Genomic DNA, 25,763 nt, shown 5'->3' on the forward strand with positions numbered 1-25,763 from the left:
CTGTGAGCGCGCCTTATGCGAAGCGCAATGCTGTTGGGGCACAGCCATGGGCCTTGCGGAACGCCCGAGAAAAGCTCTCGGGGCTAGCATAAGCATAGCGACGCGCCACCGCCTCTACGCGATCTCCGCGCGCGATGTCTTGGTGCGCCAATATCAGCCGCCACCGCCGCAAATATCCCATCGGAGTCTCCCCAATTGTTTTCGCAAAGAGCTCTGAAAACCGTGACAGCGACAACCCCGCTTCTGTTGAGAGATCCGCATTGCTCCAAATACGACCCGGCTGGTCATGCATCGCCACAATGGCACGGCTGAGACGTGGGTCCGCAAGCCCAGCCAAAAGACCAACATCGGTGGTGCCCTTCGCGATCTGATCACGCAAGAGCCGCACCATGAGCGCCTCTCCAAGGCGGTTGACCACAGATTGCGCGCCGCATCTGTTGGCGGATGTCTCTTCAGCCATAAGGCGCACCAGGGCGCGACTGTCATCTTCATTTTGCAGATTGTACTGCACTTGGTCAGGCATTGACGCCATCAACGGATTGCTCATTCCCATCCAATCCACTTTGGCAGAAAACAAAACCGTGCCGGCGCAGGAGGAAACACATCTGCCTTTACTTGCGAAAATCACTTCGGCGGGCAGGCCGTCCGTCCCCGCACTGGCAATCAAATTGGCTTCCTGCAGTGGAGCGCTCTGCACGGTGAGGTGAAAGCGTTCCACAAGTGTTGTGAGGCGGTCCATAAGCAATCTCGGATTTTAAGCACGGTTTTTCGGATTTTCTTGATCCAAATACCTGCGACATACCAAATAAGCAAATAACCTTTAGGAGATCTCATATGTTGATGCCACGCCAGAAGACCCCGAACCTCACCCTACCTTTGGTTGGGGGTGGCACCTTTGATTTGGCGAACGAAGCCTCAGAGCGCGGCACGGTGGTGTGCTTTTACCGTGGGTTGCACTGCCCGATCTGTGCCACTTACCTCAAAGAGCTTGAAAAACTGGTGGAGTCCTTTGCTGAGCGCGGCGTCAACTGTGTTGCAGTGAGCAGCGACGGCGAAGAGCGGGCCGCTGACATGGCCGAGAAGATTGAAGCCAAAGGATTGCGGTTTGCTTACGATCTGCCGTTGACTGTTGCCAAGGAATGGGGGCTCTACATTTCCACCTCACGTGGCAAAACGTCGATTGGCATTGAAGAGCCTGCGCTGTTCTCAGAACCCGGTCTGTTTATGGTGAGCCCTGATCAATCACTTTACTATGGCTCTGTGCAGACCATGCCGTTTGTGCGTCCTCACTTCAGCGAGTTGGTCGGCGCATTGGATTTTGCGATCAAGAACAACTATCCCGCACGTGGTGAATACACTGGCGCTGTCTAAGCGTAGGTATTGAGAAACAACAAAAGGCGCAGGTTCCCCTGCGCCTTTTGCAGGTGCGTGATCCGAGGGATCAGTTCACGCGCTTCCAATCTTGGCCACGGCAAATCACAGCCACGCAGCCTTTTACAGTCAGTTTGTTTCCGGCAAGGCTCATTTTAGATTTATAGGTCTTGTCTGCATCCGGGGCCCAAATCTTTCCGCCCGAGTAAGCACCGCCACCGTTTGCACTCATGTCCCAGAGCATCTTTTTGCCCAGATGCTCATAGTCAGCGATCGCTGCACCGCTGCCGTCGAAAGCTTTGGAAATGTTGCCGCAGATCGCGCTGCCACACGGTGCAATCTGAACATGCAAATAGCCGCCAGTGTCACCCGGCTCGGTTTGCCAAGTCCCCTCCACTGGATCAGCAAAGGCTACTGTGGCGCCCGCAAATGTCATGGCCGCAGCCAAAAGTGTCTTTTTCATTGGATCCTCCCGTCGTGTTTGCGCGAAACTCTGGGGCAGGTCGCGATTCCCATCAACCTTGACTTTGGGTCAGCAGAATGGGGCGGCAATAGTCTGCCGCGTTGCAATTTTGATGAGCCCGTGCAAAACCCCCTGTAAAACACCCGTTAACACATGTCTGCTAGGGCTCGCTGAAGACTCATTTACAGACACGCAAAAAATAAGGCCCTGCCCCATGATCCTCTATCCCGCGATCGATTTGAAAGACGGCAATGCTGTACGCCTGCTGCATGGTGAAATGGACAAGGAAACCGTCTTCAACGAAAACCCCGCCGCGCAAGCGCTGGAATTTGTCGAAGCGGGCTGTGAGTGGTTGCATCTTGTCGATCTGAATGGGGCATTTGCGGGTATTCCTATCAACGCGACACCTGTGGAAGAAATCCTGAAACAAACCAATGTGCCTGCACAACTGGGCGGCGGCATTCGGGATATGGCAACCATCGAGCGCTGGCTCAAAAAGGGGTTGTCGCGCGTGATCTTAGGCACGGTGGCGGTCGAGGACCCTGATTTGGTGCGAGAAGCGGCCAAAGCTTTCCCGGGAAAAATTGCTGTGGGCATTGATGCGCGCAACGGCAAAGTGGCCACCAAAGGTTGGGCGGAAGAAACCGATGTTGATGTGATCGATTTGGCCAAGTCGTTTGAAGACGATGGCGTCTGTGCGATTATCTATACCGACATCTTGCGCGACGGGGCCATGAAAGGTCCCAATGTGGACGCCACCGCAGAATTGGCGAAAGCTGTGTCGATCCCAGTGATCGCATCAGGTGGCGTGAGCTCTGTAGACGATCTCAAAGCGCTCAAAGACTGTGGCGCGCAGCTCAATGGTGCGATTTCAGGTCGTGCGCTTTATGATGGTGCGATTGATCTGAAAGATGCCCTGAAAGTGCTTAAGGCGTGAGCCAAACGCGCAAGATCCTGTATGGGATCTTGTTGCTTTGCTTGGGAGCAAGCCTTTGGCCGGTCGCATTGGTCTTTTGGGCGCAACGACGTGCTGAAAGTCTGGGCTGCGAATTTGGGCGGCCCATGCAACGCGACGGATGTTGGCTCGACGGGGTCAACATAGCTTCTGAATTGAACGCGGCCTATTCGAAAGCTGGTTTGGTGGTTGTTACCCTTCCAATTGGGTTTTTGGCCGCACTCAGCCTGATCGCCCTGTTTGCCGCAGACCTCAAACGCCGGAGCCCCACAGGCACGTGACGATCTGTCATCTGCCGTCTTTGTGACGCTGGCACCAAATTAGAGAGGCGTATAGGACCAAAGGAGTGTCGCGATGACCTTCTCTCTCTCTCAAGTTACTGCTGTTGAGCTTCCCAAAAACAGCCTGCTGCAATCACGGTTGCGCCCCGATGATTTTGTCGATTGCTACCGTGTGAAAAGCCATCTTCCGGTGCGTGAGGCGGCGGAAGTGATTACCGCGTTTCCGGCATGGGCGCGTCTACTGGTGATGTTGCGCAATGTGGTGGTTTTCCCATTTGGCCTCAAAGACGGGAGCGCACCTGAAGGGGATAAAGTTGGGTTTTTCCCGGTAGAAAGTGAGACCGACGAGGAGCTCATTGCTGGCTTTAACGATCGGCACCTAAATTTCAGGGTTTCGGTGATGCGCCAAGACGGCCATGTATACCTTGCCACCTGGGTGCATCGAAACAATCTATTGGGACGCATGTATTTGGCAACCATTATGCCGTTTCACGTTCTGATCTCAAAAGACGCGTTGAAGCGCGTTGGTCACCTGAACGCCTAAAGCGGTCTGCGCCCCGCACCATCTCACAAGATTGCGCACCGCGCCGCCCCACGCTAAGGAGGGGCACAACGCTTTGAGAAAGCTTCGACATGTTGAAAACCCGTATCATTCCTTGTTTGGATGTTGCTGATGGCCGTGTGGTCAAAGGTGTGAATTTCGTGGGCCTGCGCGACGCGGGAGACCCGGTGAAGGCCGCGCGCGCCTATGATACTGCCGGAGCGGACGAGATCTGCTTTCTGGACATTCATGCAACCCATGAAAACCGGGGGGTGATGATGGATATGGTGCAGCGCACTGCGGAGCAGTGCTTTGTGCCGTTGACCGTTGGTGGCGGAGTGCGCACCTCAGCTGATGTGCGTAAGCTTTTGCTCGCCGGGGCAGACAAAGTGAGCTTTAACTCCGCAGCGGTTGCCAATCCTGACGTGATTGCTGAAGCGGCTGAGCAGTTTGGCAGCCAATGCATTGTCTGCGCCATTGATGCCAAAACCTTGAGCCCAGGAAAGTGGGAAATATTCACCCACGGCGGCCGCAAACCCACCGGTATCGATGCGGTCGAATTTGCTAAGCTGGTGGTGTCTAAGGGTGCGGGGGAAATTTTGCTGACGTCGATGGATCGCGACGGCACCAAAGCGGGTTTCAACCTTCCGCTGACAAAGGCGATATCGGACGCCGTAAACGTCCCCGTAATTGCTTCAGGTGGTGTGGGGACCTTAGACCACCTTGTTGAAGGTGTGACCAAAGGCGGCGCAAGCGCTGTGTTGGCAGCCTCAATATTTCACTTTGGCGAATACACTGTGCAAGAAGCCAAACGGTTTATGCACAATGCTGGCATTCCTATGAGGCTGACATGAGCGTTCTAAACGAAGTTGCCAAAACCATTGCGGCGCGTGCAAAAGCAGACCCCGAAAGCAGCTGGACAGCAAAACTTCTGGCCAAGGGACCGGAAAAATGTGCCGAAAAATTTGGAGAAGAGGCCATTGAGGCGGTGATCGAAGCGGTCAAAGGTGATCGCGAAAAACTGACCTATGAGGCCGCCGACGTGCTGTTTCATTTGCTGGTGATGCTGCAAGCGCGCAATGTGGCACTAGAAGATGTTCTCAATGAGTTGGACCGTCGCCAAGGCGTCAGTGGCCTCTCAGAGAAAGCCGCCCGGCCAGCAGACTGAAAACCTTGCTTTTTAATAGCGGAAACCGTGTCTATAGTCCCCTTAACTTTTGCTTTGGGCGGCCAAAATGACACGCATCTTCCTCGCAACACTGGGTTTGATTTCTGCGGTGTTCCTTGCCAGCTGTGGCGCCGTTCCTGACGAGGCTTTGACACCGGACGTGGCTGGGTTGACGCAGGAAATACAAGATCTGGATGCCTCCGTCAGCGCTGAAGAAGCCGCACGCGTAGCACAAATTTCCTATAGCTACTCCATGCAGTTACGCGCAGAGTACAATGTCACCGACCCCGCCTTGGTTCACAACGCGAAAGTCAACAGAGGCAGCCGTCCACGCGGACTGTGTTGGCATTGGGCGGATGATCTTGAGACCCGGCTCCGGCAGGAAAGCTTACAAACGCTCACCCTGCATCGGGCGATTGCAAACCATGACAACATTCGAATTGAGCACAGCACAGTGATACTTTCAGCAAAGGGACAGCCCATATCAGAAGGTATCGTGCTGGACCCTTGGAGGTATGGCGGGCACCTGTATTGGGCCCCCATCGAACAGGACGTGCGTTACAATTGGGAAGAGCGCAGCAAGGTTTTTGCCTACAAAGAAGCCAAAAAAATGTAATTTTTGCGCGATCCGGACACAAAAAAGACAACTTAAAGCCTATTCCTTTGCACCTAATACCATAGCGTTTTGCTATGTATTTCGAGACTGCTGGGGATAAGACAATGACGCAACATAGCGTTTTTTCAAATCTAATGGCCTACTTCTGGCCAGCGGCCGGACTTGAAGTCGGTTTCAAAAGCGCGCGTGCACGCCTCATCTGTTTTTTCTCAGGCCTTGTTGCCGCCGTCGCGGGAATTCACAGTTTCCATCTTTATTTGGCTGCCCCACCCCAACCTGCGATATTTTGGGTATTTTGTGGGATATGCTTCATCACCTTTTTGAGCGCTCCGGGCATCCTCCATCGCACCCAGAACATGGCATTGGCGACTTGTGTGCTCGTGGGCATGTTTGTTGTCTACCAAAACGTCTTGATTATGCTCAATCAAAGTCATTTGCTGCGTCAGGAGGTCCTCTTGCTTGGCGCGCCTGTATTGGCGCTGCTCCTCATTGGAACCAAAGCGGGAGTGTTCACAAATACTGCTGTTGTCGTCAATATTCTGTCGCTGTCCTATCTTGGACATGCTTTTCCGATGGGAGAAGCGATCACCGCCATCTTAGCTTCCACCGCTTTGACCATCGGTTTGACCATCTTTTACAATGAAGTCCTGAGGAAAGAGCGTGAGCTCATTGGATTACGGGACACAGCAGAACAAGCCACAAAAGAGAAATCTGAGTTTGTTGCCAAGATGAGCCACGAGATACGCACCCCGCTCAATGGGGTCAGTGGCGTTCTTCAGCTGTTAAACGAGTCTGATCTGACCGTAGATCAAAGGCATTTGGTCAACACAGGGCGCGCATCGAGCTATGCTTTGATGAGTTTGATCAATGACGTGCTCGACTATTCAAAAATTTCAGCCAAAGGCGTCACGGTTGAGGTGATGGCGGTCGAAAGCCGCAAACTTCTAGATCCGGTGTGTCAAGCATTGGAAACGCACGCGGCGGCCAAGGCCCTTGATTTGGATGTAAGTTGCGATCTCAACCTTCCCGACTGGATTGAAGTTGATAGCACGCGAGTCACCCAAATTCTCACCAATTTGGTCGGAAATGCGATCAAATTTTCGCAGATTGGAACCATTGCACTCAGAACAGAAAAACTGGACGGCTTTGTTCGGTTTTCCGTTTCAGATCAGGGAATTGGACTTACTCAAGAAGCGCAGAAACGTATTTTCAAAAAATTTGAACAGGCGAGCCCCTCCATTACCCGTGAATTTGGCGGCACTGGTCTCGGACTGGCAATTTGTAAGGAACTTGTCGAGCTAATGGGCGGTGAAATCGGCGTCAATAGCGTCCCAAATCAAGGAAGCACATTTTGGTTCACGCTGCCCTTGATTGAATGTGCCACAGGACAACAAACAGCATCTGTCGGCACAGTCGAACACCCCCGGCCCCGCTTTGATGGCCTACATATACTGGTCGTCGAAGACAACCGCACCAATCAGTTGATTGCACGCCGTTTTTTGGAGAGCATGCACATCGAAGTGGAAATTGTTGGTGACGGATACCCAGCGCTGCAGGTCTGCGCACTTAGAAGGTTCGACCTTATATTTATGGACATCCAGTTGCCCAAACTCAACGGCGACGATACCACAAGAGCGTTGCGCTCCTGCTCTGGACCAAACCAACACACACCCATTGTCGCCCTATCCGCCAATATCTTCGAAGAGCAAACCAGCACGTATTTGGACGCCGGAATGACCGCATGTCTGGCAAAACCATTTCGTAAGGACCAAATGGAGGAGGTCATAAGGTCTCTCATCCCAAAGACCTTGTTGAAAGAGCCAGCAGCCTAAGGGGTGTTTGAAACTATGGAAGGCCGCTCTGAGGTTTTGTGGTGACGAGTATCTGAACGCTAGATACACAACCCATGACTGTGCGACGCCCCCTTCAAAGGTGAATCTGCACATAAATGCGTCGAAATTTTAAGGGCGTGTGCCTCAGTTTTCGAAAGTTTATATCTCGTTAACTATTTTATCCGCATTCAGGACTAATAGAAACTCGAGTGGATTTATGGCTCACTTAGTAAAAAGCAAAGCGTTCTTGTTCCTAAGCCAATATTTCTGGCCGGCGGGCGAAGGCGACGGTTTCCGAGACGCGCGTGCACGTTTGTTGTGCGCCTTCTCTGGAATCGTGTTGCTGTCTTCGCTATTTCACATCTTTCACCTCTACATCGTTTCACCTGACTTACCGTTTCGCTTCTGGGCCTTTGTTGCACTTTGCGTCTTTTCTTTTGCTGGCGCCCCCTCGGTTTGGCATCTGACAAAGAACATGAAACTGGCTTCCTTCTCGCTTATCGGGGTCTTCCTGATCTACAAAAGCGTCATGTTGGCGCTCGATAGCAGTCACCTGATGCGACAGGAGATCTTCTTTCTTGGGGTGCCGATTTTGACAATGGTGTTGTTGGGGTCATTTACAGGATGGGTCATGACAGCTGTGGTATCTGCCCTGCTCGTTGGCCTGTCGGTGGCGTTGGCATCTTTCCCATTTGGTGCCGCGGTCGCCGTTAGTATGTCGTCTTGTACTTTGATGGCCGGAGTTACCTTGTTTTACCGCGAAGTCCTGCGAAAAGAGCGCCGTCTGATAGAGTTGCGCAACGAAGCACAGCGGGCAACAAAGGAAAAATCTGAGTTTCTTGCCAAAATGAGCCACGAAATCCGCACGCCCCTCAACGGGATCAGTGGCATTCTGCAACTTTTGGACGAAACTGACTTGACCAAAGATCAAAAATATCTGGTCGAAACCGGTCGTGCGTCTGGGCGCAGTCTGATGCGCTTGATCAATGATGTGTTGGATTACTCCAAGATCGCGGCCAACGGCGTGACACTCGAACGTATTTCAACCAACTGTCAGCAAATATTGGAGACACTAAAGCAGTCTCAGGAAGCGGCAGCGCACGCAAAGGGTCTGGCCCTCAAAACGGAACTTGACCCGGCACTTCCAAAACAAATTTGTGCTGACCCGACCCGTATAAATCAGATTTTGACAAATTTTGTCGGCAACGCGATCAAATTCTCTTCGAGAGGCGAAATCATTTGTCGTATGGAGCGTGACGGAGATAACCTCAAAATCTCGGTACGCGATAAAGGCATCGGGATGACGCAGGAGGCGCAGAAGCGTGTCTTCAAAAAATTTGAACAGGCCAGTTCATCCACCAACCGCCACTTTGGCGGCACGGGTTTGGGCTTGGCTATCAGCAAGGAACTGGTTGAACTGATGGAGGGCGACATAGGTGTTGAAAGCCGGCCTTTGCTGGGCAGCACCTTCTGGTTTACGATTCCTCTGGTTGAAGGCGCGCCTGTGAATGCGACCGCCCCTGTCGAAGCCACCTCACAAGGGCATATGGACTTTGGTGGGATGCGGGCCTTGGTTGTGGAAGACAATCGCACCAATCAAATGATCATTCAGCGGTTCCTTCAAAGCATGAACGTCACCTTTGATGTGGTGGAGGATGGGCTCCCTGCCCTGCTCCTATGCGCCCGAGAAGCATACGACATTGTTTTGATGGACATTCAACTGCCGGAAATGGACGGAGTAACAGCAACGGAAATCCTGCGTGCCCAACCGGGCCCAAACCGCCATGTCCCCATCGTTGCCCTGACGGCCAATATCCAACCCGAGCAGACGAATTCCTATTTGAAAGCGGGTATGAACGCCTGTCTTGGCAAACCCTTCCGCAAAGATGAACTCATAAAGATCATGTCGGCCCTGCAGGGAAATAAGAAAGCCAGCAAGCCTGCAGCCTAGAGCTTGGACGAGATCACACCAGTCGCAAACCCGCCCATGCGCAGCTCCCCAAAAAGACGTTGATACTCTATCTTAGGACACCGATTTTGGATGACATCCACCCCGTGTGCTTCGGCATTTGCAGCCGCCTCAGAATGCTGCACGCCGATTTGCATCCAGACGGTTCTGAGATTGGGCAACACATCCAGCGCTTGCTCGACAATGGCCGGCACAGCATCAGAGCGACGAAAAATATCCACCATGTCCACAGGTTCCGTGATTTCGGTGAGATCTGAGACGACAGTTGCCCCAAACAGCGATTTTCCAGCATGGCCCGGATTCACCGGGACGATTTTGTAGCCCTTTAGAGACAGATATCGTGCGACGTAATAGCTTGGGCGTACGGGATTCATTGAGACCCCGACCACAGCCACTGATTTGGTGCGCTTTAGAACATCGCGCAAGAATGCATCAGAATAGGTCATGACCACACGCTACGCGTCTTCCGTTGGGATGCAAGTTCTGCGAACGCTCGCCAAAAAAAAGCGCCCAAGAAAACTTGGGCGCAAGTACGGAACGAGGGACAGTGAAGGGGCACACGGAAGCTCCGTAATCCATGTGCCTATAATCACTACGTATGTTCGCAGAATTGGATGTAAAGAGCGTGCTAGATTCCCATGAACGAAAGGTTAATCTTTTGGGCAAAAACCCGCTCAATCAAAAATATCTTCGATAACATCAAAGACGTCTTCGACCCAGTCTTTGACGCGGCTCGTACGTTTCTTACGAGAAGTCTTGGAACGGCGGGCTTTGTGATCTTCCCAATGGCTATGCGCAGCACGTTTAGATTTAGATTGCGCCTTGGTTTTTTTGCGCTGAATGGGATGGGAAAAATGTGCAGGTGCGGCCCCCGGCCCAAGCGCGGGCATAACTTTCAGATTGTGCAAGGGCGCGCCACAATTGCTACAGGCAAGCTCGTGGCGCAAATCGCCACGCAATACCAAGGCTGCACGGGTGCCGCAGTAACAACAGGTTGCAATTTTGGTCGAGTGTCCGATGAAAGCCTCCCTCAGGTATTCTGGTTCTTGCTTCCACCTAAGTATTACCCACCTGTTGTTTGAGCCTCACGCCGAAAATTTTTCGACGCAAAGTCAGATGGGCAACGGCGACACTTAGGCACTCTCACTTTGTGGCAAGGACGCATAGAGGGCGACTGCAGCTGCGTTGGAAACGTTCAAAGACCCAAACGCCCCGGCAAAATTGATTTTCACCAGCTGATCGACCGTTTCTTTGGTCTTCTGACGGAGCCCCGGCCCTTCGGCCCCCAAGACCAACGCCACCGGCGCATCACGCTTGTCTGACAGCGCGACCTCGATTGTCGTGTCCGCTTCCCCATCAAGCCCCAACACAATGTAGCCAATGCTCTGCAACGCTGTGATGGTGTCCGCAAGATTGCGCTCGCGCAGGTATGGTTGGCGTTCAAGCGCACCACTGGCAGTTTTGGCCAAAGCCCCGGTTTCCGGCGCGGAATGGTGGCGGGTGCCAATCACTGCCAAGGCCCCAAAGACTTCAGCGGAGCGCAGAATTGCGCCGACGTTATGGGGGTCGGTCACACGATCCAGCAGGATCAAACGCTGAGGGCGGTCATCATCTGCAATGGCCACATCGGTCAACTTGCCCCAATTGAGCGGTTTGACCTCCAGCGCAGCGCCTTGATGCACGGATTGTGGATCAATCGGCGCATTAAACTTCCGTGGATCAACCATTTCAGGCTGCATTCCAGACTCGGCAATGGCATCCGCCAGTTTATCTGACGCATTTTTGGTGACGATCAGACGCAGCTTTTCCCGTTTGGGATTCGCCAATGCGTCGCGCACTGCATGAAGGCCAAACAACCAGACGGTTTCTGCTGCCTCTTTGCGTTTGGTCTGTTCTTTTTGCACGACCCATTTGGGTTTCTTCATTGCCCTGACACCTTCGAAATAAAGAGGTTTTACCAATGGGCAAAAGAAGCGGGCTGTGCAAGGTATTTTCTGGTTGACGCCCTTGGCCCGGCGCAGTAATCACCCCCTCACACCGAAGCCAGTTGGCTTCAGGAAAGTGGGCGACAGGCCGCAAGGTGTGGCAGGGGACTGTAACTCCCTCGCGGAGACGCACGCCTGGTTCGATTCCAGGGTCGCCCACCACTTTCCTCGCAAAAACCAAGAACACCATTGAATTTGCACTGCGTACCGCAATGTTTCGACCCCTTTAGTTTCAATGGGTTACAATGTGGGCGTGTCGCAGTTTTTGAAGCGAATTCTTTGAACGCGAGGGCTGGTTTTATCGCCGCAAAATGTTGTCAGATCGTGAGACTGGCAATCAACGCGCGCACGCGCGCCGTGTGGCGCAACTCTTTTGGCGCCAAAAGCCATACGTCCAAAGAAAAGGCCACCTCGTCGCCAATCCGTTTGATGGCCATATTGGATTGGGCAACTTGCTTGGGCAGAAGACCGTCACCCAAACCAGATTCTATAGCGTGCATCATCATCAAAGGACTGCTGAAATAGGAGCGAGCTTCAATATCGGGGAGATGTCGTTCCATCCAGTCGGACGCGCGGTTTGCGCAGTCAAGCCCAGAATAATCTAACCAACACGCATTCCCATCTGAGCCAGACGCACTTGTTCCCTTGGCAGTGAATCGACAAAAGTCAAATCGGCCGATACGTTTTCCAAAAAGATAAGGTTCGGGTTCGTTGGTTAGCCGAAGCGCCACTTCGGCTTCGCGGCGAGACAGGCTTCGCACCGCTGGTTCTGCATTCACCGTTAGATTGATTTCAGGGTACTTCGCCGAGAACGCCGCAAGGTTGTGCATGTAGTGCACAGCTAAGATATCAACTGTTGCCAACGTGATATGGCCAAACAGCCCGCCGTCTCGACCCTCTATGCGTCGATCAAGGTCGCGAAGTTCATTGCGGATGGAAACAGCGCTGGCAACGGCAGCTTCTCCTTCAGCAGTCATCACCACTTTGTCTGCCACGCGCTCAATCAAACGCGTGCCAAAGTGAGCCTCCAATTGCCGCACTTTCCGCGCCACGGTTGTGTGGGACATGTTCATCGATTGAGCACAGCCGGAAAACGTGCCCCGGTGCGCCAGTTCTTCAAGCAACAAAAGGTCGCCGGGTGTCTTCATGGGAGTATCCTTTTTGATCGAGTGAACATTTTTGCACAACTGAAGCCATATTTTGGAAGTTGATTGTTCAATCATGCCTCATAGGTGTCAAGCCGGACCCGATAACAGAGAGGAGATCCAAGTTGTCTGAATTCCCACTGCACACACCTCAAACGGCCCCGCAGGCCGCGCGCACCATTCTTAAAGATGTACAAAGCCGGCTCGGCTTTATTCCCACAATGTACGCCAAGCAAGCTGAGGCACCTGTCGTCCTCAAGACCTACCGAATGCTGGACGAAGCATTTGAAACTACAAGCCTTACAACGACCGAACGATTGGTGGTTTTGATGACCGTAAGTCGGTATCACGCCTGTGACTTCTGCATGTCGGCGCACAGTTGGCGCGCTCAAATTGCCAAACTCTCTCCGCCCCTAATTGAAGCGCTGCGCACGGGCGCACTCACTGGCAATACCCGGCTGGATGCGTTGGCGACGTTTACTTATGCAATGGTCGACAGTCGGGGTGCCATTTCAGATGACCAGCTCCAAGCATTCCGAGAGGCAGGGTTTTCAAGGCAACAGGCGCTTGAAGTGATCCTTGGCATTGCCGCAAAGGTCATGACGAATTTCACAAACCGTCTGGCACACACCCCGCCAAACCCAGAGTTCGGCTCCGAGAATATTTGGCGCGCCTCTCAGTAAATTTAGAATTAGGAGCACACATCCATGCTAGTTTCTGCCTCTTCAACATCGGGTTCGTCCCGCGAAACTTATACTTATGACACATTTACCACCGGCCTGATCATTGAGGACCTCCACTACAAGAGCAGCGATCCAGCTCCCGGTCAAACAGTGCCAAAGTTTGATCTGGAGCTTGTTGGCGGTGATAGGCTTCGCAGCGAAGAACTAGGAGGCGCACCGGTGCTACTGGTTTTTGGATCACGCACATGCCCAGTTACGGTTAGCGCGCGCAAGCCTTTGCGAAACCTGCACAAGCAATTTGGCAGCAAAGTGCGGTTCGTGCTCATCAGCACCCGCGAGGCGCATCCCGGGGACAAGATACCTCAACCCAAAACACTTGATGAAAAACGGCGCCACGCGCGCGCTCTGGGCGCGTTTATGGGACCGCATTTTGAAGTTGCGCTGGATGACATCGACGGCACATTTCATCGGGCAATGGGGCCAAAACCAAATTCGGCCTACATATTGGCACCAGATGGAACCATCTTGTTCCGTGCCCACTGGGCCAATGATGCAGTCAACCTTGCTCCTGCTCTGGACGCTGCGGCTCGCAGGGATCGCTTACCCCGCACCAAAAGCCGCCGGCTCGTGCGCCCCCTTCTGAATGCAATTGGCTTTTTGCCGAGTGTGGTCCGCGACGGAGGCGGGAAAGTTGAGCGAGATGTATGGCGTGCAGTTCCACCTTTTGCGCTTATGGGCCGCCTTTCAAAGCTATTCTTTTTTTTGCCGGAAAATCAAAGAGGCGCTGCGGTCGTGTTATTACTGCTCTCGCTCGCAATCTATGCGATTTGGGCCTGACTGAACGCGGTCAGTGAGTGGAAAAAATGCGAAAGATGGGCAGGCGATCTGCCTTGCCCATCACTTAGAACCATCTGGGCAATTCCATGAGTGCCAGACTTTGTCACAGGCGCAGAGATACAAACACCGTGGTTAGCTCGCTGAAACGACGCGGGCCATGAGCCACTGGTAGAAGGCTGGCGATAGCCGCATCACCATTGACGAAAGTTTCGCAACCCGCCCAACCGGAATAAAGGCTCTTTTGCACTCAAACCCACGCAGGATCACCGCAGCGGCCTGCTCAGCTGACATGGCATCGATCGCATCTTTCGCCGCGCCCGGTGGGGACAGTCCCTGATGATCGGCCTTGCCATCCGGGTTGGTTGCCACAAAAGACGGCGCTGCAATGCATACATCCACCCCATGAGGCGCCTCCTCTGCGCGCAGTGAGCCAAAGAAACCGGTCATTGCATGTTTGGAAGCCGCATAGGCCGCACGCTGTCGCAGTGGTGCAAACCCAGCCACCGATGTCACCGCAAGGTGGGTGCCCTGGCTGGCCCGCAGCGGGGCAAGGAACGCCTGCGCCATAGCGGTCGCCGCGAAATAATTGACTTCGAATAGATGGCGATGCGCAGTATCGGTCAACTCTGGTACCGCGCAAACGGATGTGAGACCCGCGTTGTAAATCACCAGATCAATGCTTGGACTCTCCGCCACAACTTGCGCGCACACACCAGCAAGCGCTGTGGCGTCGGTCAGATCACACGTGATCGGGATCTGCATGTCACTGCGTTGCAGACCTCGCAGATCACGGTCCAACACAACCACCCGCCAGCCTAACCTTTGAAGATGCTGAGACAACGCCGTGCCCAGCCCCCCGGCCCCGCCGGAGATCACAGCTGTTCTAGGCGCTCGGCGATCTGAGGCAACACTCATTGCTGCACACTTTGGTGCCAACATTCGAACACCGCGCGGCTCGACTTCTGCGGGGAATAGCCAAATTCCTGCTTGAGTGCCGCGTTGCTCAACACGGGGCGATATTGCAGGAAGCGCACTTGCTCTGGCCCGTATTGGGTGAGCCCAAGCGGTTTCGCAATGCGCAGCGCCATACGCAGAAGCCACGCCGGCAATCGTAGGATCGGTTTGTTCAAGACACCGGCCAAGTCTTGTACATCCATCGCGTCATCGGCGGCGACATTAAAAATTCCAGTTGGACCGTTCGTCGCAGCCCGGCACAAAATGCGGGCAAGATCACGCGTGCAGATAAACACAAAAGGACTGTTGCTCCCCGTCACCGCCAAGAGGCGTGGTTTGAGAAACAAATTTGTGATTTGGTTTTTGGTGCCTTTGCCCAAGACGGTCCCAACCCGAAGCACAACTTGCTCCAACTGGGGTGCATTGACGCGCACTTCCGCTAAGAACTCTTCCACCAAACGCTTGTGATGAGCGTAGGCAAATTCTTCGTTGCCCCGAAGCGGGTCGCTCTCAGAGAGCGGCACAGAATTGTCGGCGTGATACCCGTATGCCGCACCAGAAGACGTGACAATCAAACGTTTGGTACCTGCGGCAAGTGCGGCTTTGACCACGTTTTGGGTGCCCAAGACATCCACTCGATAGGCAAAGTCACGATCGCTGCCCAAAGGTGGTGTGACCACAGAGGCCAAATGCACAATTACGTCGGGTTGGTAGCGTGCAACCACCCGCAGCGGCGCATCGGTTGTGACGTCCATGGGACAAAACTGGGCATTATCTGGAAGTTCTGAAGGCGGTGTCACGTCACATGCAATCAATTGGTGTTCGGTGTCCGCCATTGCCTTCATAAAGGCGCGACCCACCATGCCTGCCGCGCCCGTGACCAATATGCATGTCATCTTTTTGCTTTCGTTCTGTTCATCAAAGCGGCCAAACCAAGGCCCGTAATCGCATGCCAAATCCCCCAAAACGCAGCCACAACCGCCATGCCCCCCAGCCCATCAAAAAACGCAAAGATCAGGACCAGACCGAGGCCTGAGTTCTGGATTCCTGTTTCAATGGTGATCGCACGACGGTCAAACGCGGACACGCCAGCAAACGTGGCCAAGCCATAGCCGCCTGCCAGAGCAAGGGCATTGTGCACCAAAACCAAGAGCGCCACTGTTCCCGCAAATTGCAAAAAATAGGTCCAATTTGCGGCCAATGCCAATGCGATGAACGCAACAAAAATCACCATTGCCAAACCCTGCAGCGGGCGGCGAATGCGCGCCGAGATTTCAGGACGCATGGTATTTAGGGTGATGCCCAAACACAAAGGCAAGACCAGCATCAAACCAACGGTGATCGCCACCGAAAGCGGATCGATTTCGGTGGCCTGCAAAATGTGGCGCGTCGGTTGATACAAACCACCCCACACCGCGACATTGAGTGGCGTAAGAAGTATTGCACCGACGGTGGCGCAGGCCGTTAAAGACACGGACAATGCGGTATTTCCACCTGCGCGGTGGCTGATGTAGTTGGAGATATTGCCTCCAGGACAGGCCGCCACCAGTATGAGGCCAAGCGCTATGGATGGTTGGGGCTCAGCGACGACAACCAACACAAATGTGAGCATTGGGAGTAAAATGAACTGAGAGGCCAATCCCGTGACCAGAGCACGCGGAGTGTGCAAAATCTGCCTGAAGTCGGCAGGCTTTAAGTCGATGGCAATGGAAAACATCACAACCGCCAAGACAGCGTTGAGCGCAGTCAGCGAGGACGCGCTGAAATTCAACGCCACCGCGTCTAAGCCGGTAGGTGTCATTAGGATTGCTCCGCTTTTAGCGCTTTGATCCAGCGCTTTATCGCCCCACGATACGTATCTTTGTCCACATAATATGCCATGCGCGGCAAATCGAGGTACGTCATTCCACCAGTGGCGCGTTCAAACCTTTCCACTTTCACCCGCTGAAGTTTGGCCGCTGCGGCACTCTGAAGTCGACAGCCACGAATGTAGCGCGCCACCATTTCAGCTTGCTCGTGGCGCCCCTGCCATCCCAGCCCGGTGGCCTCCACCATACCCAACACAAACAGATCGTTGCGCTCAGGGTGCATCGCGTTCAAGTAGAGATGCGGCGCGTCTTGGCGCCAATTCAACAGAGTTTTGTCGATAAACGGATAGTGCAACTTGTACCCGGTGGCGGCGAGGATCATATCATATTCCGCCGCGGTGCCATCCGTGAAAGAAACGGTTTTCTCCTCAATATCTGCGATGTCCGCGCGAATGATCAGGTCCCCATGCCCCGCATGATACAGCACCAAAGAGTTCACCACCGGATGACTTTCGTAGAGTTTGTAGTCAGGTTTTGGGAAGCCATATTTTTGGGGATCACCAACAAACCAGCTTAGGATCAAGCCATCCACTTTGCGTTTGAGCCACATCGGCAACTTAAATGCCCCACCCAGAGTGTCAGCGGGGCGACCAAATACATATTTTGGTACGAAATAGTACCCGCGCCGCATCGACAAATCACAAGACACCGCATGGTGAACTGCGTCCACTGCGATGTCGCATCCCGAATTGCCAGCCCCAACGATAAGAACACGCTTACCGGAAAATTGCTCCGGGTGGCGATAAGCGCTGGCATGCAGCAACTCCCCCTCGAAGTTGCCCGGGAAACGTGGCATGTTTGGCTCGCTCAAGGTGCCATTGGCGATCAGCACGCCAGCATAGACCGCCTCATGGGTCTCTGCGCCCGCGCGCCACACAACGCGCCACCCCTCACCATCATTCCCCAAGGGCGTCACACTTTGCACCTCGGACTTGAACCGAAAATGCCGACGCAGTTCAAAATGGTCCGCAAAGGACCGAAAATACGTCACCATCTCGCGATGTGAGGGATAATCGGCAACCGTTTCGTCCATAGGAAAGTCGGTAAATTCAGTCATCGACTTAGACGAAATCAAATGGGCGCTTTCATACATCGTGGAGTTTGGAGCTTCGATATCCCAAAGCCCGCCAACATCGCTGTGCGCTTCGAAGCCCTCAAAGGCGATACCCTGCTCTTTGAGCAGCTTGGCCATGGCCAACCCCATAGGCCCCGCCCCAATCAAGGCGAAAGTATCGCGTGTTTCCGTCATTTTCGTCCCCTCCCAATGAGGTTTTAAATTGAACACTCGTTAAAAATAAAGCAAGCTGTTTTTATGAAACATGAATTTCTAGAAGAAAAACAAAGGCAAAGGGCGTCCTCTCAGAGAGCTTTGCAAACGCGTGAGCGCATCATGGACGCGGCGGAACAAGAGTTTGCACGTAACGGATATGATGGCGCTTCGATTCGCAGCATCGCCTCTGAAGCCGAGGTTCCGGTGGCCTTGGTCAACCACCATGGAGGTGGAAAAGAAGCTTTGTTTTGGCGAGTAGTCGCGCGACGAGCAGAAGACTTAAGCACCGCACGACAAGAAGCGTTGTCCACTCAGGACGCAAAAGGCAACAGTTCCGTACCAGAGCTGTTGCGCTGCTTCATCGCCCCACTTTTGGAGCGCGCTGACCATGGAGGAGCGCAGTGGCTCGCCTATGCCCGGCTTGTGGCCTACGTGTCCGCTGATCCGCGATGGGAAGATTTGGCTGCGGTGTGCTTTGATCCCACAGCGCAAGTTTTTGTGGATAGAATTGCCGCACATTATCCCACACACGCCCGCGCCGCCGTTGCATCGGGTTTCATCTACTCTATCGCGGCAATGCTGGCCCTTTTGACATCTCAATGGCGCATGACGGCCCTCGGGGATGGCCGCATCGAAACGTCCCATCGATTGGATGAACTGGTGGCTTTTTGCGCATCAGGTATTGACGGTTGTGCCGCTCAGAAAGCAGACTTAGGGCATTAGAACCTCGGCACGGGCAAACGTCGCAGACGCAGTGCCAAGATCATCGTAGAGCACGGTAACATCCACAGTTTCAACAGAGCCGAGCGCTTCTGTGATGAACACCTGCGCATCTTCGGGGATGGCCATGGCACTGACAATATCGGGCGGACATTCAGAGATTGGGAACAGCTGCTCTGGGCCACCATTGATTTGATAGCGAACCTCGTAGAGGCCGCAGCGCCATGACACCAAATGCGTAAAATAAACCAAATCCCGTCCATCGAATTCGCGCACACCGATCCAATTTGCCTGCGTTGCTTCTAAGATTGGACGTACTTCTGTCGCGGTAAGAAATTTCCCAGTGGGGGTCTGATCCTCAGCCACTCTATTTTCTTCAGCACAAATAACGCCTGCGGTGGCCAAAAAAGCGGCAAAACATCCGACTAACTGTACACGTTTACGTGGCATAGGTCCCTCCTCATATCAATTTTTCAAAATCTCAATTGTCCACTTTTGCTAGGGACAAGTGAGACGTATAGTCAGGCCAACACACGAACAGAGCAACGGGAAACATGGCAAGCACAGCGCGCAAACCTCAGAAATTCAATGTCGTTGTGGTGGGGCAAAATGGGCGTCTGCAGTACGAAGCGGTTTTGTTCGTCGCCTCATTGCGCGCCAAATCACCCCAATTTAAAGGCAAAGTGTTTGTTGCAGAACCGCAGCCCGGGCCTCTGTGGGAGCAAGATGCCCGGATGGGCAATCCTGAGGTGCGCAACCTGCTGACGTCTCTGGACGCCAAAATTTTGCCCTTCGAAAATCATGTGTTTGGACAAAGCTATCCTTTTGGCAACAAAATTGAGTTGCTGTCTGCCCTGCCCGCAGGTGAACCGTTTGTGTTTTTTGACACAGACACACTGATTATGGATGAGTTGAGCACTGTCCCGTTTGACTTTGAACGTCCTTCTGCTTCGCTGCGCGTAGAGGGAACATGGCCTGAGCCTCCACTCTATGGACCGGGCTACAGCGGCATTTGGAAATCACTGTACGACCGGTTTGGTCTCGACTTTGACAGTTCATTGGATCTCAGCCAGCCTGATGAGTATTGGCGGCGTTACCTCTACTTCAACGCGGGCTTCTTCTACTACAAATGCCCAAAGCTCTTTGGGGAGCGGTTTCTGGAGTATGCCAAAAGCATCCACAACGATCCGCCAGAAGAGTTGGCCTGTCAGTCTCTCTCACCTTGGTTGGATCAGGTGGCACTGCCTTTGGTCATTCATGGGCTTGGCGGCGGTCGCGGCTCACTCCCCTCAGGGATGTTGGATGGATCAGTAAGTTGCCACTATCGCCTCCTACCTCTGCTGTATGCCCGTGAGGCCGACAATGTTGTTGAAACGCTTGAAGAGGTGGCAGCGCCAAACCGGATCAAAAAGGTGCTCAAGCAATACGATCCATTTAAGCGCATGATTTTTCAGAACAGGGGGCAAAAAGCACGGGCCCTTTTTGATCGTGATCACTTGCCACGTCGAGAACAAGCGATCCGTAATATGCTGAAGAAAAACGGCTATTGGCTGCGCTAGACTCTGATTTTTGAAACCTGCGCTGCCTCTGATTTCATGCAGGGGCACTTTGTGCCGGCCAAAACTCTCTGGGAAAAAATTGCACACTTGCACGGATTGTTTCGCAACTTTGGTTGCGTAGGTGCAATGCTGAGCCTAACACTTGCGTCCAACAATTTCAGGGAGGAATAAGATGACCGAAGGTTCCACATACGGTTTTGATACGCTGCAAATTCACGCAGGTGCACGTCCAGATCCGGCAACTGGCGCACGACAGACGCCGATTTACCAGACCACAGCTTACGTGTTTCGTGATGCAGAACATGCGGCGGCTTTGTTCAACCTTCAGGAAGTAGGCTACATCTACTCCCGCCTGACCAACCCCACCGTGGCAGTGCTGCAGGAACGTATTGCAACCCTGGAAGGCGGCGTGGGAGCCGTGTGCTGCTCCTCAGGGCATGCAGCGCAGATCATGGCGCTATTCCCCCTGATGCAACCCGGATGCAATATCGTGGCCTCGTCCCGTCTATATGGCGGCACGATCACTCAATTCAGTCAGACCATCAAACGCTTTGGCTGGTCGGCGACCTTTGTGGACACCGACGATTTGGATGCAGTGGCGGCGGCCATTGACGACAACACCCGTGCGGTGTTCTGTGAGAGCATTGCCAATCCGGGCGGCTATATCACCGACATTGAGGCGATAGCCAAAGTGGCGGATACTGCGGGCGTGCCGCTGATTGTCGACAACACCTCAGCCACACCATATCTGTGCAACCCGATCAGTCTGGGCGCCACGCTGGTGGTGCATTCCACCACAAAATATCTGACAGGCAACGGCACTGTAACCGGCGGCTGTGTGGTGGACAGTGGCAAGTTTGACTGGTCCGCATCTGACAAATTTCCTTCGTTGAGCGCGCCTGAACCAGCGTATCATGGTTTGCGCTTTCACGAGACATTTGGACCGCTGGCCTTCACCTTTCACGGCATTGCCATCGGTCTGCGCGATCTGGGCATGACAATGAACCCACAGGCGGCACATTACACTTTGATGGGTATTGAGACCCTAAGCTTGCGCATGGAGCGGCATGTGGAAAATGCCAAGGCTGTGGCGGGTTGGCTGGAAGGCCATGAACTGGTGGACTATGTCACGTACGCCGGTCTGCCCTCCTCGCCTTACTATGATCGCGTAGAGCGGACGTGCCCAAAGGGCGCAGGCGGGTTGTTCACCGTGGCGCTGAAAGGCGGATATGACGCCTGTGTGAAGTTCGTCGACAGCTTGGAAATCTTCTCCCATGTGGCAAATCTCGGCGATGCTCGCAGTCTTGTTATCCACTCCGCTTCTACCACGCACCGTCAATTGACGCCGGAGCAGCAAGAAGCGGCCGGGGCGGGGCCCAATGTGGTCCGTATTTCAATTGGGATCGAAAACAACGCTGATTTGATCGCGGATCTGGATCAAGCCTTGAAGAAGGCTCACGGCTGACATCAGGTCGCCAGACGCATCACAATTGGTGCCCCATCACATGAGGTTGGGGCACTTTTTGTCCGCATGCGCAGCAAGACGCTCAAACTTAAGAGAGTGGAAGGAAATCACACGTGTTTTCCTTCCACTTCGGCGATAACTTGCTATAAATTCAGCAACTCTTAGGGAGCGCGGGCTTCCAATTTATCTCCATGCTAGGGCTGTTCCATGACTCCGGATCTTGCGCTTACTCTGTCCTTCGAAGGCATAAGCCTTTTGTCTCGCGTGCCGGGCGGCTGGCATTTGTTGGGCGAAGTTGCTCTGGATGACGAGGATTTGTCTGCTTCTTTGGCGGCATTGCGCGCGCAGGCAGTCGAGATTGCCGGCGAGAATTTTGAGACGATACTTGTTCTACCAAATGAACAGATCAAATATCTGGACCTGCCAAGCGGGCAGATGAACGAAGACCAACGCCGCGCACAGGCAACCGAGGCTTTGGAGGCCGCAACGCCTTATAAAGCCGATCAACTGATTTTTGACCTGACGATAGACGAAACGCGCCCACAAGTGGCGGCGGTTGCGCGCGAAACTTTGGCGGAGGCCGAAGCCTTTGCCATGGAACATGCATTTCAGCCCGTGTTGTTCACCGCGATTCCGCCCGCAAACCAGTTTTCCAAAGCGCCTGACTTTGGGACGACACAAGCTGCCGGACAGACAGTTTCGCCCGATCCGCAGGTGATTGAAGTGATCGGCGAAGGCCCGCTCCCATCAGCAACGGCGTCCGAGAACACAGACAAGCCGGAACTTGAAGACACCGCACAAGAGCCAGAGGCTCAAGATATCCCCGCAGCGGCATCGCTCCTTGAGGTGGAAGCACCCGCAGCAGATACCAGCGTCAACGAGGAAAACGCAGCACAGCCTTCGAAATCGCAGCCAGAGCCAGAAGCTGTTCCGGATACAGAACCTGCCGTCACACAAACGATTGACGAGGCTGTGCAGACCGCGACAGAGGCCCCTGCTGCATTTGCCTCTATCCGGGCGCAAAAAGCATCAGACACAAGTGCGGCCCCGGAATTGAGCGGGGTCACGCGACATACCAGCGGCACAAACGCACCGAGTATCCCCGCCCAAGCCGAAATGTCAGATACCCCTGCCCTGCGCTTTGACCCTGCCAAAGCGGTGGCCGGGCTGACGGCGGAGCGCTCCACTGATGACCCAGTCGAAAATGCAACGGATGACAGGACGCAAGCAGACGCTCCCGGTGATACCGCCACGTTTTCCAGCGCGCGCAGCAAGACCATGGTTGCGGGCCCAGCTCCACGAGCCGCGAAAAAAGATCCAAAACCTCTTGGACGCAGAGCACAAAAACAAGCGGCCAAAGAAAGCGAACGCCAAAACCTCACTTTGTTTGGCAAACGTCCAACCGAAGTGCGCGGCAAACCGCGCTATCTTGGGTTGATACTGACCGCCGTATTGTTGGCTTTCTTGGGCGGCGTTGCGCTTTGGGCGTCTCTTGTTGTTGAAGATGGAATATCAGGCCTGTTTTCCTCCCCAAGCGGATCAGAACAGGCACAAACACCTTCGACCGTTACTGAAGTTGAAGTCGCAGAAGACCCCCAAGTTGTGATTTCGCAAACTGACGACCAGTCTGTTGCGCAGTCCGATGTCCAAGATGATGGCTTGGTCCCACTTTCACCACAACCGCCAGAACTAACCGCAACGGAAGAGCTTGGCGGGCGCGCCGAAGACCTGACCGAAACCGTTCCCGCCGGGATACAAGATGCCCCGTTGGTTGTCTCACGGCCTGACGGAATTACCCCGGGAGAGCAGCCAGACTTACAAACAGCCATACTTGAACCTCTGGCGACGGAGGACATCACTGATAGCGCTGAAATCGAAATGATGCTGGACGAGGCAGCAGATGATGTCGTGGTTCCGGCGGACGCTGAGGCTCACTACGCGGTGACCGGGATCTGGCAGCAGGCGCCCACACAGCCTTTAGAGTTGCAAACGGGCACAAGTGACGACATCTACATTGCCTCCGTGGATCGTGACACGATAGGTTTTGACGCCGTTGCCTTGCCTGAAGTCACCGATTTGGCCACCGACGTGCCACCGCGTGCACAGGTGAACCCTGTCGCAGCAGACACCGCATTTGACCTGAACGAGCGCGGCTTGGTTGTGGCCACCCCTGATGGCGCGTTGACGCCTGAAGGAATATTGGTATTTGCAGGCCGCCCAGCTGTCGTGCCTGCGGCCTATCCAAAACGGATCATCGTGGGACAGGAGACGCGCAGTCCTGAAGAAACATCTAGGCTTGCCGCGCTGCGTCCAAAGCTGCGCCCCGGTGATCTAGTGGAACAAAACGAGCGTGCGACACTTGGAGGGCGCACCCGCGCCGAGCTTGGGCAAGTCCGGCCACGGTTACGTCCTGAAAGCCAGCAACAAGCAGAGCGCAGCGACACTGCCCCAACCCAATATGCGGTCAAGACATCGTTGCGGCCACGCCCAAAGCCATCAAACATTGCCCAATTGGCAAGCCGGGCCCTTCCAAACGAAACGCCTCAGGTCGAAGCTGTCCCAACGGCAGCTGCGATCACTCCGGACATTCCGACGACAGCCTCAGTTGCCCGACAAGCCACAATCAAAAACGCCATCAATCTCAGAAAGACTGCTTTGATCGGGGTTTATGGGACCTCGGCAAACCGTCGCGCACTGGTGCGCTTATCAAGTGGACGGTACAAAAAGGTCCAAGTGGGTGATCGCATCGACGGTGGAAAAGTGGCCGCTATCGATGAAGACGAGCTGCGCTACGTCAAAGCCGGGCGCAATGTTACTCTGCAAATGCCCTAGACCGGCGGGCGGTTGTTCTGCCCGTTTGGCAAGCGCCAGCATCAGTCAGTTTCTTATAAGCGACTCCCAGTAATCCACGTGGAATATTGATCAGCGCACAGCGGCCATTTTTGAAAAAATGATCGCTTTCTGCTATGGTGGACATGTTTTCCCAAGCACATTTGCGTCTTTTTGCATTTTTACAAACCGATTTTAGGAGTTTCCCATGGGCTTTTCCGTCACCGAAGATACCATCAAAGCTGCCATTTCAAAAAACGATCTGAGCCTTATATTGCGGGGCTTTGGACAGAGCAAACCGCTGGACCATTTTCTAACTGTTGTGCGATCTCCGAAAGACGAAGACTGCCTTGACCGGGTTGAGATCACTTTGGAGGCCAACTACAGCACCGTCGCCTCAGACACGTCCGACCTCAAAGATGTTTTGACTTATCTCACCGACTTGATCCCACAGTTGATCACCGGCACGCCCGCTCCAGGGGTCATCGTGAATGGGGTAAAAGACGGCGTGGCCACACTCGAGCGCATCATCGAAACAGAAAACGTAACAGGCACTCCCGTCCAGATGACCTTTCCCATTTCCATTTGTGACGCAGAGCAAGAAGCCATTATCGCCACGCTTTCGATTGAGGCCCGTGGCCAAGTCTCCAACGCCGAGCAAGAGAAAGACTATGATCCCAGCGATCGCGGCCAGGCCTTTGCCAAGACCAACATGGTCTGCAACATCGGTCCTGATAGATTGATGCGTAATCGAGTGGTCAGCGCAACAGACGCTGAACGCGGAGACATCAAAACGTATTCTATCGTCAATTGGGCCATTCTGCGTGGCACGCAGACAGTGGTTGCCTCAGTCAGACCACACTGCCGCGTGACCGACGCCGTCAACCTCTGGAACGAAATTGCCGGCCTGACGATCTACAAGCTGCAATTGATTATCGAAGCGGTGCCATCTGAGCTATACCGCAGCAAGTTCAACGAGACATTTATCGGTTACTTAGAGGAGGAAGGCTTCGACATTCCCGATCCGGAAACGGACAAAGAAGCCCGCAAAAAGGCCAAGGCCGACAAGAAGAAAGCCGCGAAAACTTCGAAGGTTTCCGACGCAAAGAAAGAAGACATCGCAGTTGAAGAGACCGGTTCGAAAATCAAACCTATCACCAAAGAAACACTGAAAAAATCGGAAAACTGAACATCAGAAAGCGCCGCCCTCCTTGCGGAAAAGCGACGCTCCGCTCACACCAACCGCGGTTGG

At 53.9% G+C, this 25,763-nt stretch carries 27 protein-coding genes and 1 tRNA gene; 17 read left to right on the top strand and 11 right to left on the bottom strand.

The features are described 5' to 3' along the window. Positions 1 to 13 precede the first annotated feature (13 nt). Positions 14 to 739, bottom strand: coding sequence for an AraC family transcriptional regulator (locus tag ABWV47_RS03250; RefSeq protein ID WP_353308409.1), 726 nt, complete (start codon positions 737 to 739; stop codon positions 14 to 16). Positions 740 to 834: 95 nt separating this feature from the next. Between ABWV47_RS03250 and ABWV47_RS03255 the strand changes: the two genes are divergently transcribed. Next, the gene (locus ABWV47_RS03255) at positions 835 to 1,371 is read left to right on the top strand and encodes a peroxiredoxin-like family protein (protein WP_353308410.1); all 537 of its coding nucleotides are present in this window, start codon (positions 835 to 837) and stop codon (positions 1,369 to 1,371) included. Positions 1,372 to 1,441: 70 nt separating this feature from the next. Here ABWV47_RS03255 and ABWV47_RS03260 read toward each other — a convergent pair whose 3' ends face one another. Further along, on the bottom strand, positions 1,442 to 1,834 hold the full coding sequence (locus ABWV47_RS03260; protein ID WP_353308411.1) for a DUF2147 domain-containing protein: 393 nt from the start codon (positions 1,832 to 1,834) through the stop codon (positions 1,442 to 1,444). Positions 1,835 to 2,048: 214 nt separating this feature from the next. Between ABWV47_RS03260 and hisA the strand changes: the two genes are divergently transcribed. From hisA to ABWV47_RS03300, 8 genes are all read left to right on the top strand, one after another. Further along, positions 2,049 to 2,771 carry a 1-(5-phosphoribosyl)-5-[(5-phosphoribosylamino)methylideneamino]imidazole-4-carboxamide isomerase gene (gene hisA / locus ABWV47_RS03265; RefSeq protein ID WP_353308412.1) on the top strand — a complete coding sequence of 241 codons (723 nt, stop codon included), beginning with the start codon at positions 2,049 to 2,051 and terminating at the stop codon, positions 2,769 to 2,771. A gap of 125 nt (positions 2,772 to 2,896) precedes the next feature. Further along, the gene (locus tag ABWV47_RS03270) at positions 2,897 to 3,070 is read left to right on the top strand and encodes a hypothetical protein (RefSeq protein ID WP_353308413.1); all 174 of its coding nucleotides are present in this window, start codon (positions 2,897 to 2,899) and stop codon (positions 3,068 to 3,070) included. A 73-nt stretch (positions 3,071 to 3,143) separates the two neighbouring features. Next, entirely contained in the window at positions 3,144 to 3,614 is a 471-nt protein-coding gene (locus tag ABWV47_RS03275; protein ID WP_353308414.1) for a DUF2867 domain-containing protein, read from the top strand. 89 nt (positions 3,615 to 3,703) lie between these two features. After that, a complete protein-coding gene (hisF, locus tag ABWV47_RS03280; protein WP_353308415.1) occupies positions 3,704 to 4,465 on the top strand; it encodes an imidazole glycerol phosphate synthase subunit HisF in 762 nt (253 codons plus the stop codon). Beyond that, positions 4,462 to 4,779, top strand: coding sequence for a phosphoribosyl-ATP diphosphatase (locus ABWV47_RS03285; protein WP_353308416.1), 318 nt, complete (start codon positions 4,462 to 4,464; stop codon positions 4,777 to 4,779). The genes hisF and ABWV47_RS03285 overlap by 4 nt, the downstream gene beginning before the upstream one ends. Positions 4,780 to 4,846: 67 nt before the next feature. Continuing rightward, a complete protein-coding gene (locus ABWV47_RS03290; RefSeq protein WP_353308417.1) occupies positions 4,847 to 5,395 on the top strand; it encodes a hypothetical protein in 549 nt (182 codons plus the stop codon). A 356-nt stretch (positions 5,396 to 5,751) separates the two neighbouring features. Further along, complete coding sequence (locus ABWV47_RS03295) at positions 5,752 to 7,227, top strand: ATP-binding protein (protein WP_353308418.1); 1,476 nt, start codon at positions 5,752 to 5,754, stop codon at positions 7,225 to 7,227. 475 nt (positions 7,228 to 7,702) lie between these two features. Then, positions 7,703 to 9,178, top strand: coding sequence for an ATP-binding protein (locus tag ABWV47_RS03300; RefSeq protein WP_353308419.1), 1,476 nt, complete (start codon positions 7,703 to 7,705; stop codon positions 9,176 to 9,178). On the opposite strand, the gene ABWV47_RS03305 is transcribed toward ABWV47_RS03300, so the two are convergent. From ABWV47_RS03305 to rlmB, 3 genes are all read right to left on the bottom strand, one after another. Continuing rightward, a complete protein-coding gene (locus ABWV47_RS03305) occupies positions 9,175 to 9,642 on the bottom strand; it encodes a CoA-binding protein (RefSeq protein ID WP_353308420.1) in 468 nt (155 codons plus the stop codon). The genes ABWV47_RS03300 and ABWV47_RS03305 overlap by 4 nt on opposite strands. A gap of 228 nt (positions 9,643 to 9,870) precedes the next feature. Next, positions 9,871 to 10,215 carry a hypothetical protein gene (locus tag ABWV47_RS03310; protein WP_353309570.1) on the bottom strand — a complete coding sequence of 115 codons (345 nt, stop codon included), beginning with the start codon at positions 10,213 to 10,215 and terminating at the stop codon, positions 9,871 to 9,873. 114 nt (positions 10,216 to 10,329) lie between these two features. Next, complete coding sequence (gene rlmB / locus ABWV47_RS03315; RefSeq protein WP_353308421.1) at positions 10,330 to 11,121, bottom strand: 23S rRNA (guanosine(2251)-2'-O)-methyltransferase RlmB; 792 nt, start codon at positions 11,119 to 11,121, stop codon at positions 10,330 to 10,332. Positions 11,122 to 11,259: 138 nt separating this feature from the next. On the opposite strand from rlmB, the gene ABWV47_RS03320 reads away from it, so the two are divergent. Then, positions 11,260 to 11,343, top strand: a tRNA-Tyr gene (locus ABWV47_RS03320). Positions 11,344 to 11,498: 155 nt separating this feature from the next. Here the strand turns inward: ABWV47_RS03320 and ABWV47_RS03325 are convergent. After that, a complete protein-coding gene (locus ABWV47_RS03325) occupies positions 11,499 to 12,329 on the bottom strand; it encodes a LysR family transcriptional regulator (protein WP_353308422.1) in 831 nt (276 codons plus the stop codon). A 122-nt stretch (positions 12,330 to 12,451) separates the two neighbouring features. Between ABWV47_RS03325 and ABWV47_RS03330 the strand changes: the two genes are divergently transcribed. Both ABWV47_RS03330 and ABWV47_RS03335 read left to right on the top strand, forming a co-directional pair. Continuing rightward, positions 12,452 to 13,009 (top strand): carboxymuconolactone decarboxylase family protein, encoded by a 558-nt coding sequence (locus ABWV47_RS03330; RefSeq protein ID WP_353308423.1) that lies wholly within the window; start codon positions 12,452 to 12,454, stop codon positions 13,007 to 13,009. Between the two features lie 24 nt (positions 13,010 to 13,033). Then, positions 13,034 to 13,846: a TlpA family protein disulfide reductase gene (locus ABWV47_RS03335; protein ID WP_353308424.1), complete on the top strand. Its 813-nt coding sequence runs from the start codon at positions 13,034 to 13,036 to the stop codon at positions 13,844 to 13,846. A 132-nt stretch (positions 13,847 to 13,978) separates the two neighbouring features. Here ABWV47_RS03335 and ABWV47_RS03340 read toward each other — a convergent pair whose 3' ends face one another. From ABWV47_RS03340 to ABWV47_RS03355, 4 genes are read right to left on the bottom strand one after another with little or no spacing between them, the layout of a single operon-like run. After that, positions 13,979 to 14,761 carry an SDR family NAD(P)-dependent oxidoreductase gene (locus ABWV47_RS03340; RefSeq protein ID WP_353308425.1) on the bottom strand — a complete coding sequence of 261 codons (783 nt, stop codon included), beginning with the start codon at positions 14,759 to 14,761 and terminating at the stop codon, positions 13,979 to 13,981. Beyond that, on the bottom strand, positions 14,758 to 15,696 hold the full coding sequence (locus tag ABWV47_RS03345) for an SDR family oxidoreductase (protein ID WP_353308426.1): 939 nt from the start codon (positions 15,694 to 15,696) through the stop codon (positions 14,758 to 14,760). Before ABWV47_RS03345 ends, ABWV47_RS03340 begins: the two co-directional genes overlap by 4 nt. Then, the gene (locus ABWV47_RS03350) at positions 15,693 to 16,601 is read right to left on the bottom strand and encodes a bile acid:sodium symporter family protein (RefSeq protein WP_353308427.1); all 909 of its coding nucleotides are present in this window, start codon (positions 16,599 to 16,601) and stop codon (positions 15,693 to 15,695) included. Before ABWV47_RS03350 ends, ABWV47_RS03345 begins: the two co-directional genes overlap by 4 nt. Then, complete coding sequence (locus ABWV47_RS03355; RefSeq protein ID WP_353308428.1) at positions 16,601 to 17,917, bottom strand: flavin-containing monooxygenase; 1,317 nt, start codon at positions 17,915 to 17,917, stop codon at positions 16,601 to 16,603. Before ABWV47_RS03355 ends, ABWV47_RS03350 begins: the two co-directional genes overlap by 1 nt. 63 nt (positions 17,918 to 17,980) lie before the next feature. Here ABWV47_RS03355 and ABWV47_RS03360 point away from each other — a divergent pair, with 63 nt between their 5' ends. Further along, positions 17,981 to 18,661 (top strand): TetR/AcrR family transcriptional regulator, encoded by a 681-nt coding sequence (locus ABWV47_RS03360; RefSeq protein WP_353308429.1) that lies wholly within the window; start codon positions 17,981 to 17,983, stop codon positions 18,659 to 18,661. Here the strand turns inward: ABWV47_RS03360 and ABWV47_RS03365 are convergent. Continuing rightward, entirely contained in the window at positions 18,650 to 19,108 is a 459-nt protein-coding gene (locus tag ABWV47_RS03365; protein WP_353308430.1) for a hypothetical protein, read from the bottom strand. The two genes, ABWV47_RS03360 and ABWV47_RS03365, sit on opposite strands and share 12 nt — an antisense overlap. A gap of 104 nt (positions 19,109 to 19,212) precedes the next feature. Here ABWV47_RS03365 and ABWV47_RS03370 point away from each other — a divergent pair, with 104 nt between their 5' ends. The 4 genes from ABWV47_RS03370 (at position 19,213) to ABWV47_RS03385 (ending at position 25,700) form a co-directional block, all read left to right on the top strand. Continuing rightward, entirely contained in the window at positions 19,213 to 20,217 is a 1,005-nt protein-coding gene (locus tag ABWV47_RS03370) for a GT-B fold glycosyltransferase domain-containing protein (protein WP_353308431.1), read from the top strand. A gap of 172 nt (positions 20,218 to 20,389) precedes the next feature. Next, positions 20,390 to 21,682: an O-acetylhomoserine aminocarboxypropyltransferase/cysteine synthase family protein gene (locus ABWV47_RS03375; protein ID WP_353308432.1), complete on the top strand. Its 1,293-nt coding sequence runs from the start codon at positions 20,390 to 20,392 to the stop codon at positions 21,680 to 21,682. 207 nt (positions 21,683 to 21,889) lie between these two features. Continuing rightward, the gene (locus ABWV47_RS03380) at positions 21,890 to 24,514 is read left to right on the top strand and encodes a prolipoprotein diacylglyceryl transferase (RefSeq protein ID WP_353308433.1); all 2,625 of its coding nucleotides are present in this window, start codon (positions 21,890 to 21,892) and stop codon (positions 24,512 to 24,514) included. 205 nt (positions 24,515 to 24,719) lie between these two features. Further along, positions 24,720 to 25,700, top strand: a complete 981-nt coding sequence (locus tag ABWV47_RS03385; protein WP_353308434.1) for a hypothetical protein — start codon at positions 24,720 to 24,722, stop codon at positions 25,698 to 25,700. Positions 25,701 to 25,763: the final 63 nt, after the last annotated feature.

It is taken from the genome of Shimia sp. NS0008-38b (assembly GCF_040370365.1).
Lineage (GTDB): Bacteria > Pseudomonadota > Alphaproteobacteria > Rhodobacterales > Rhodobacteraceae > Shimia.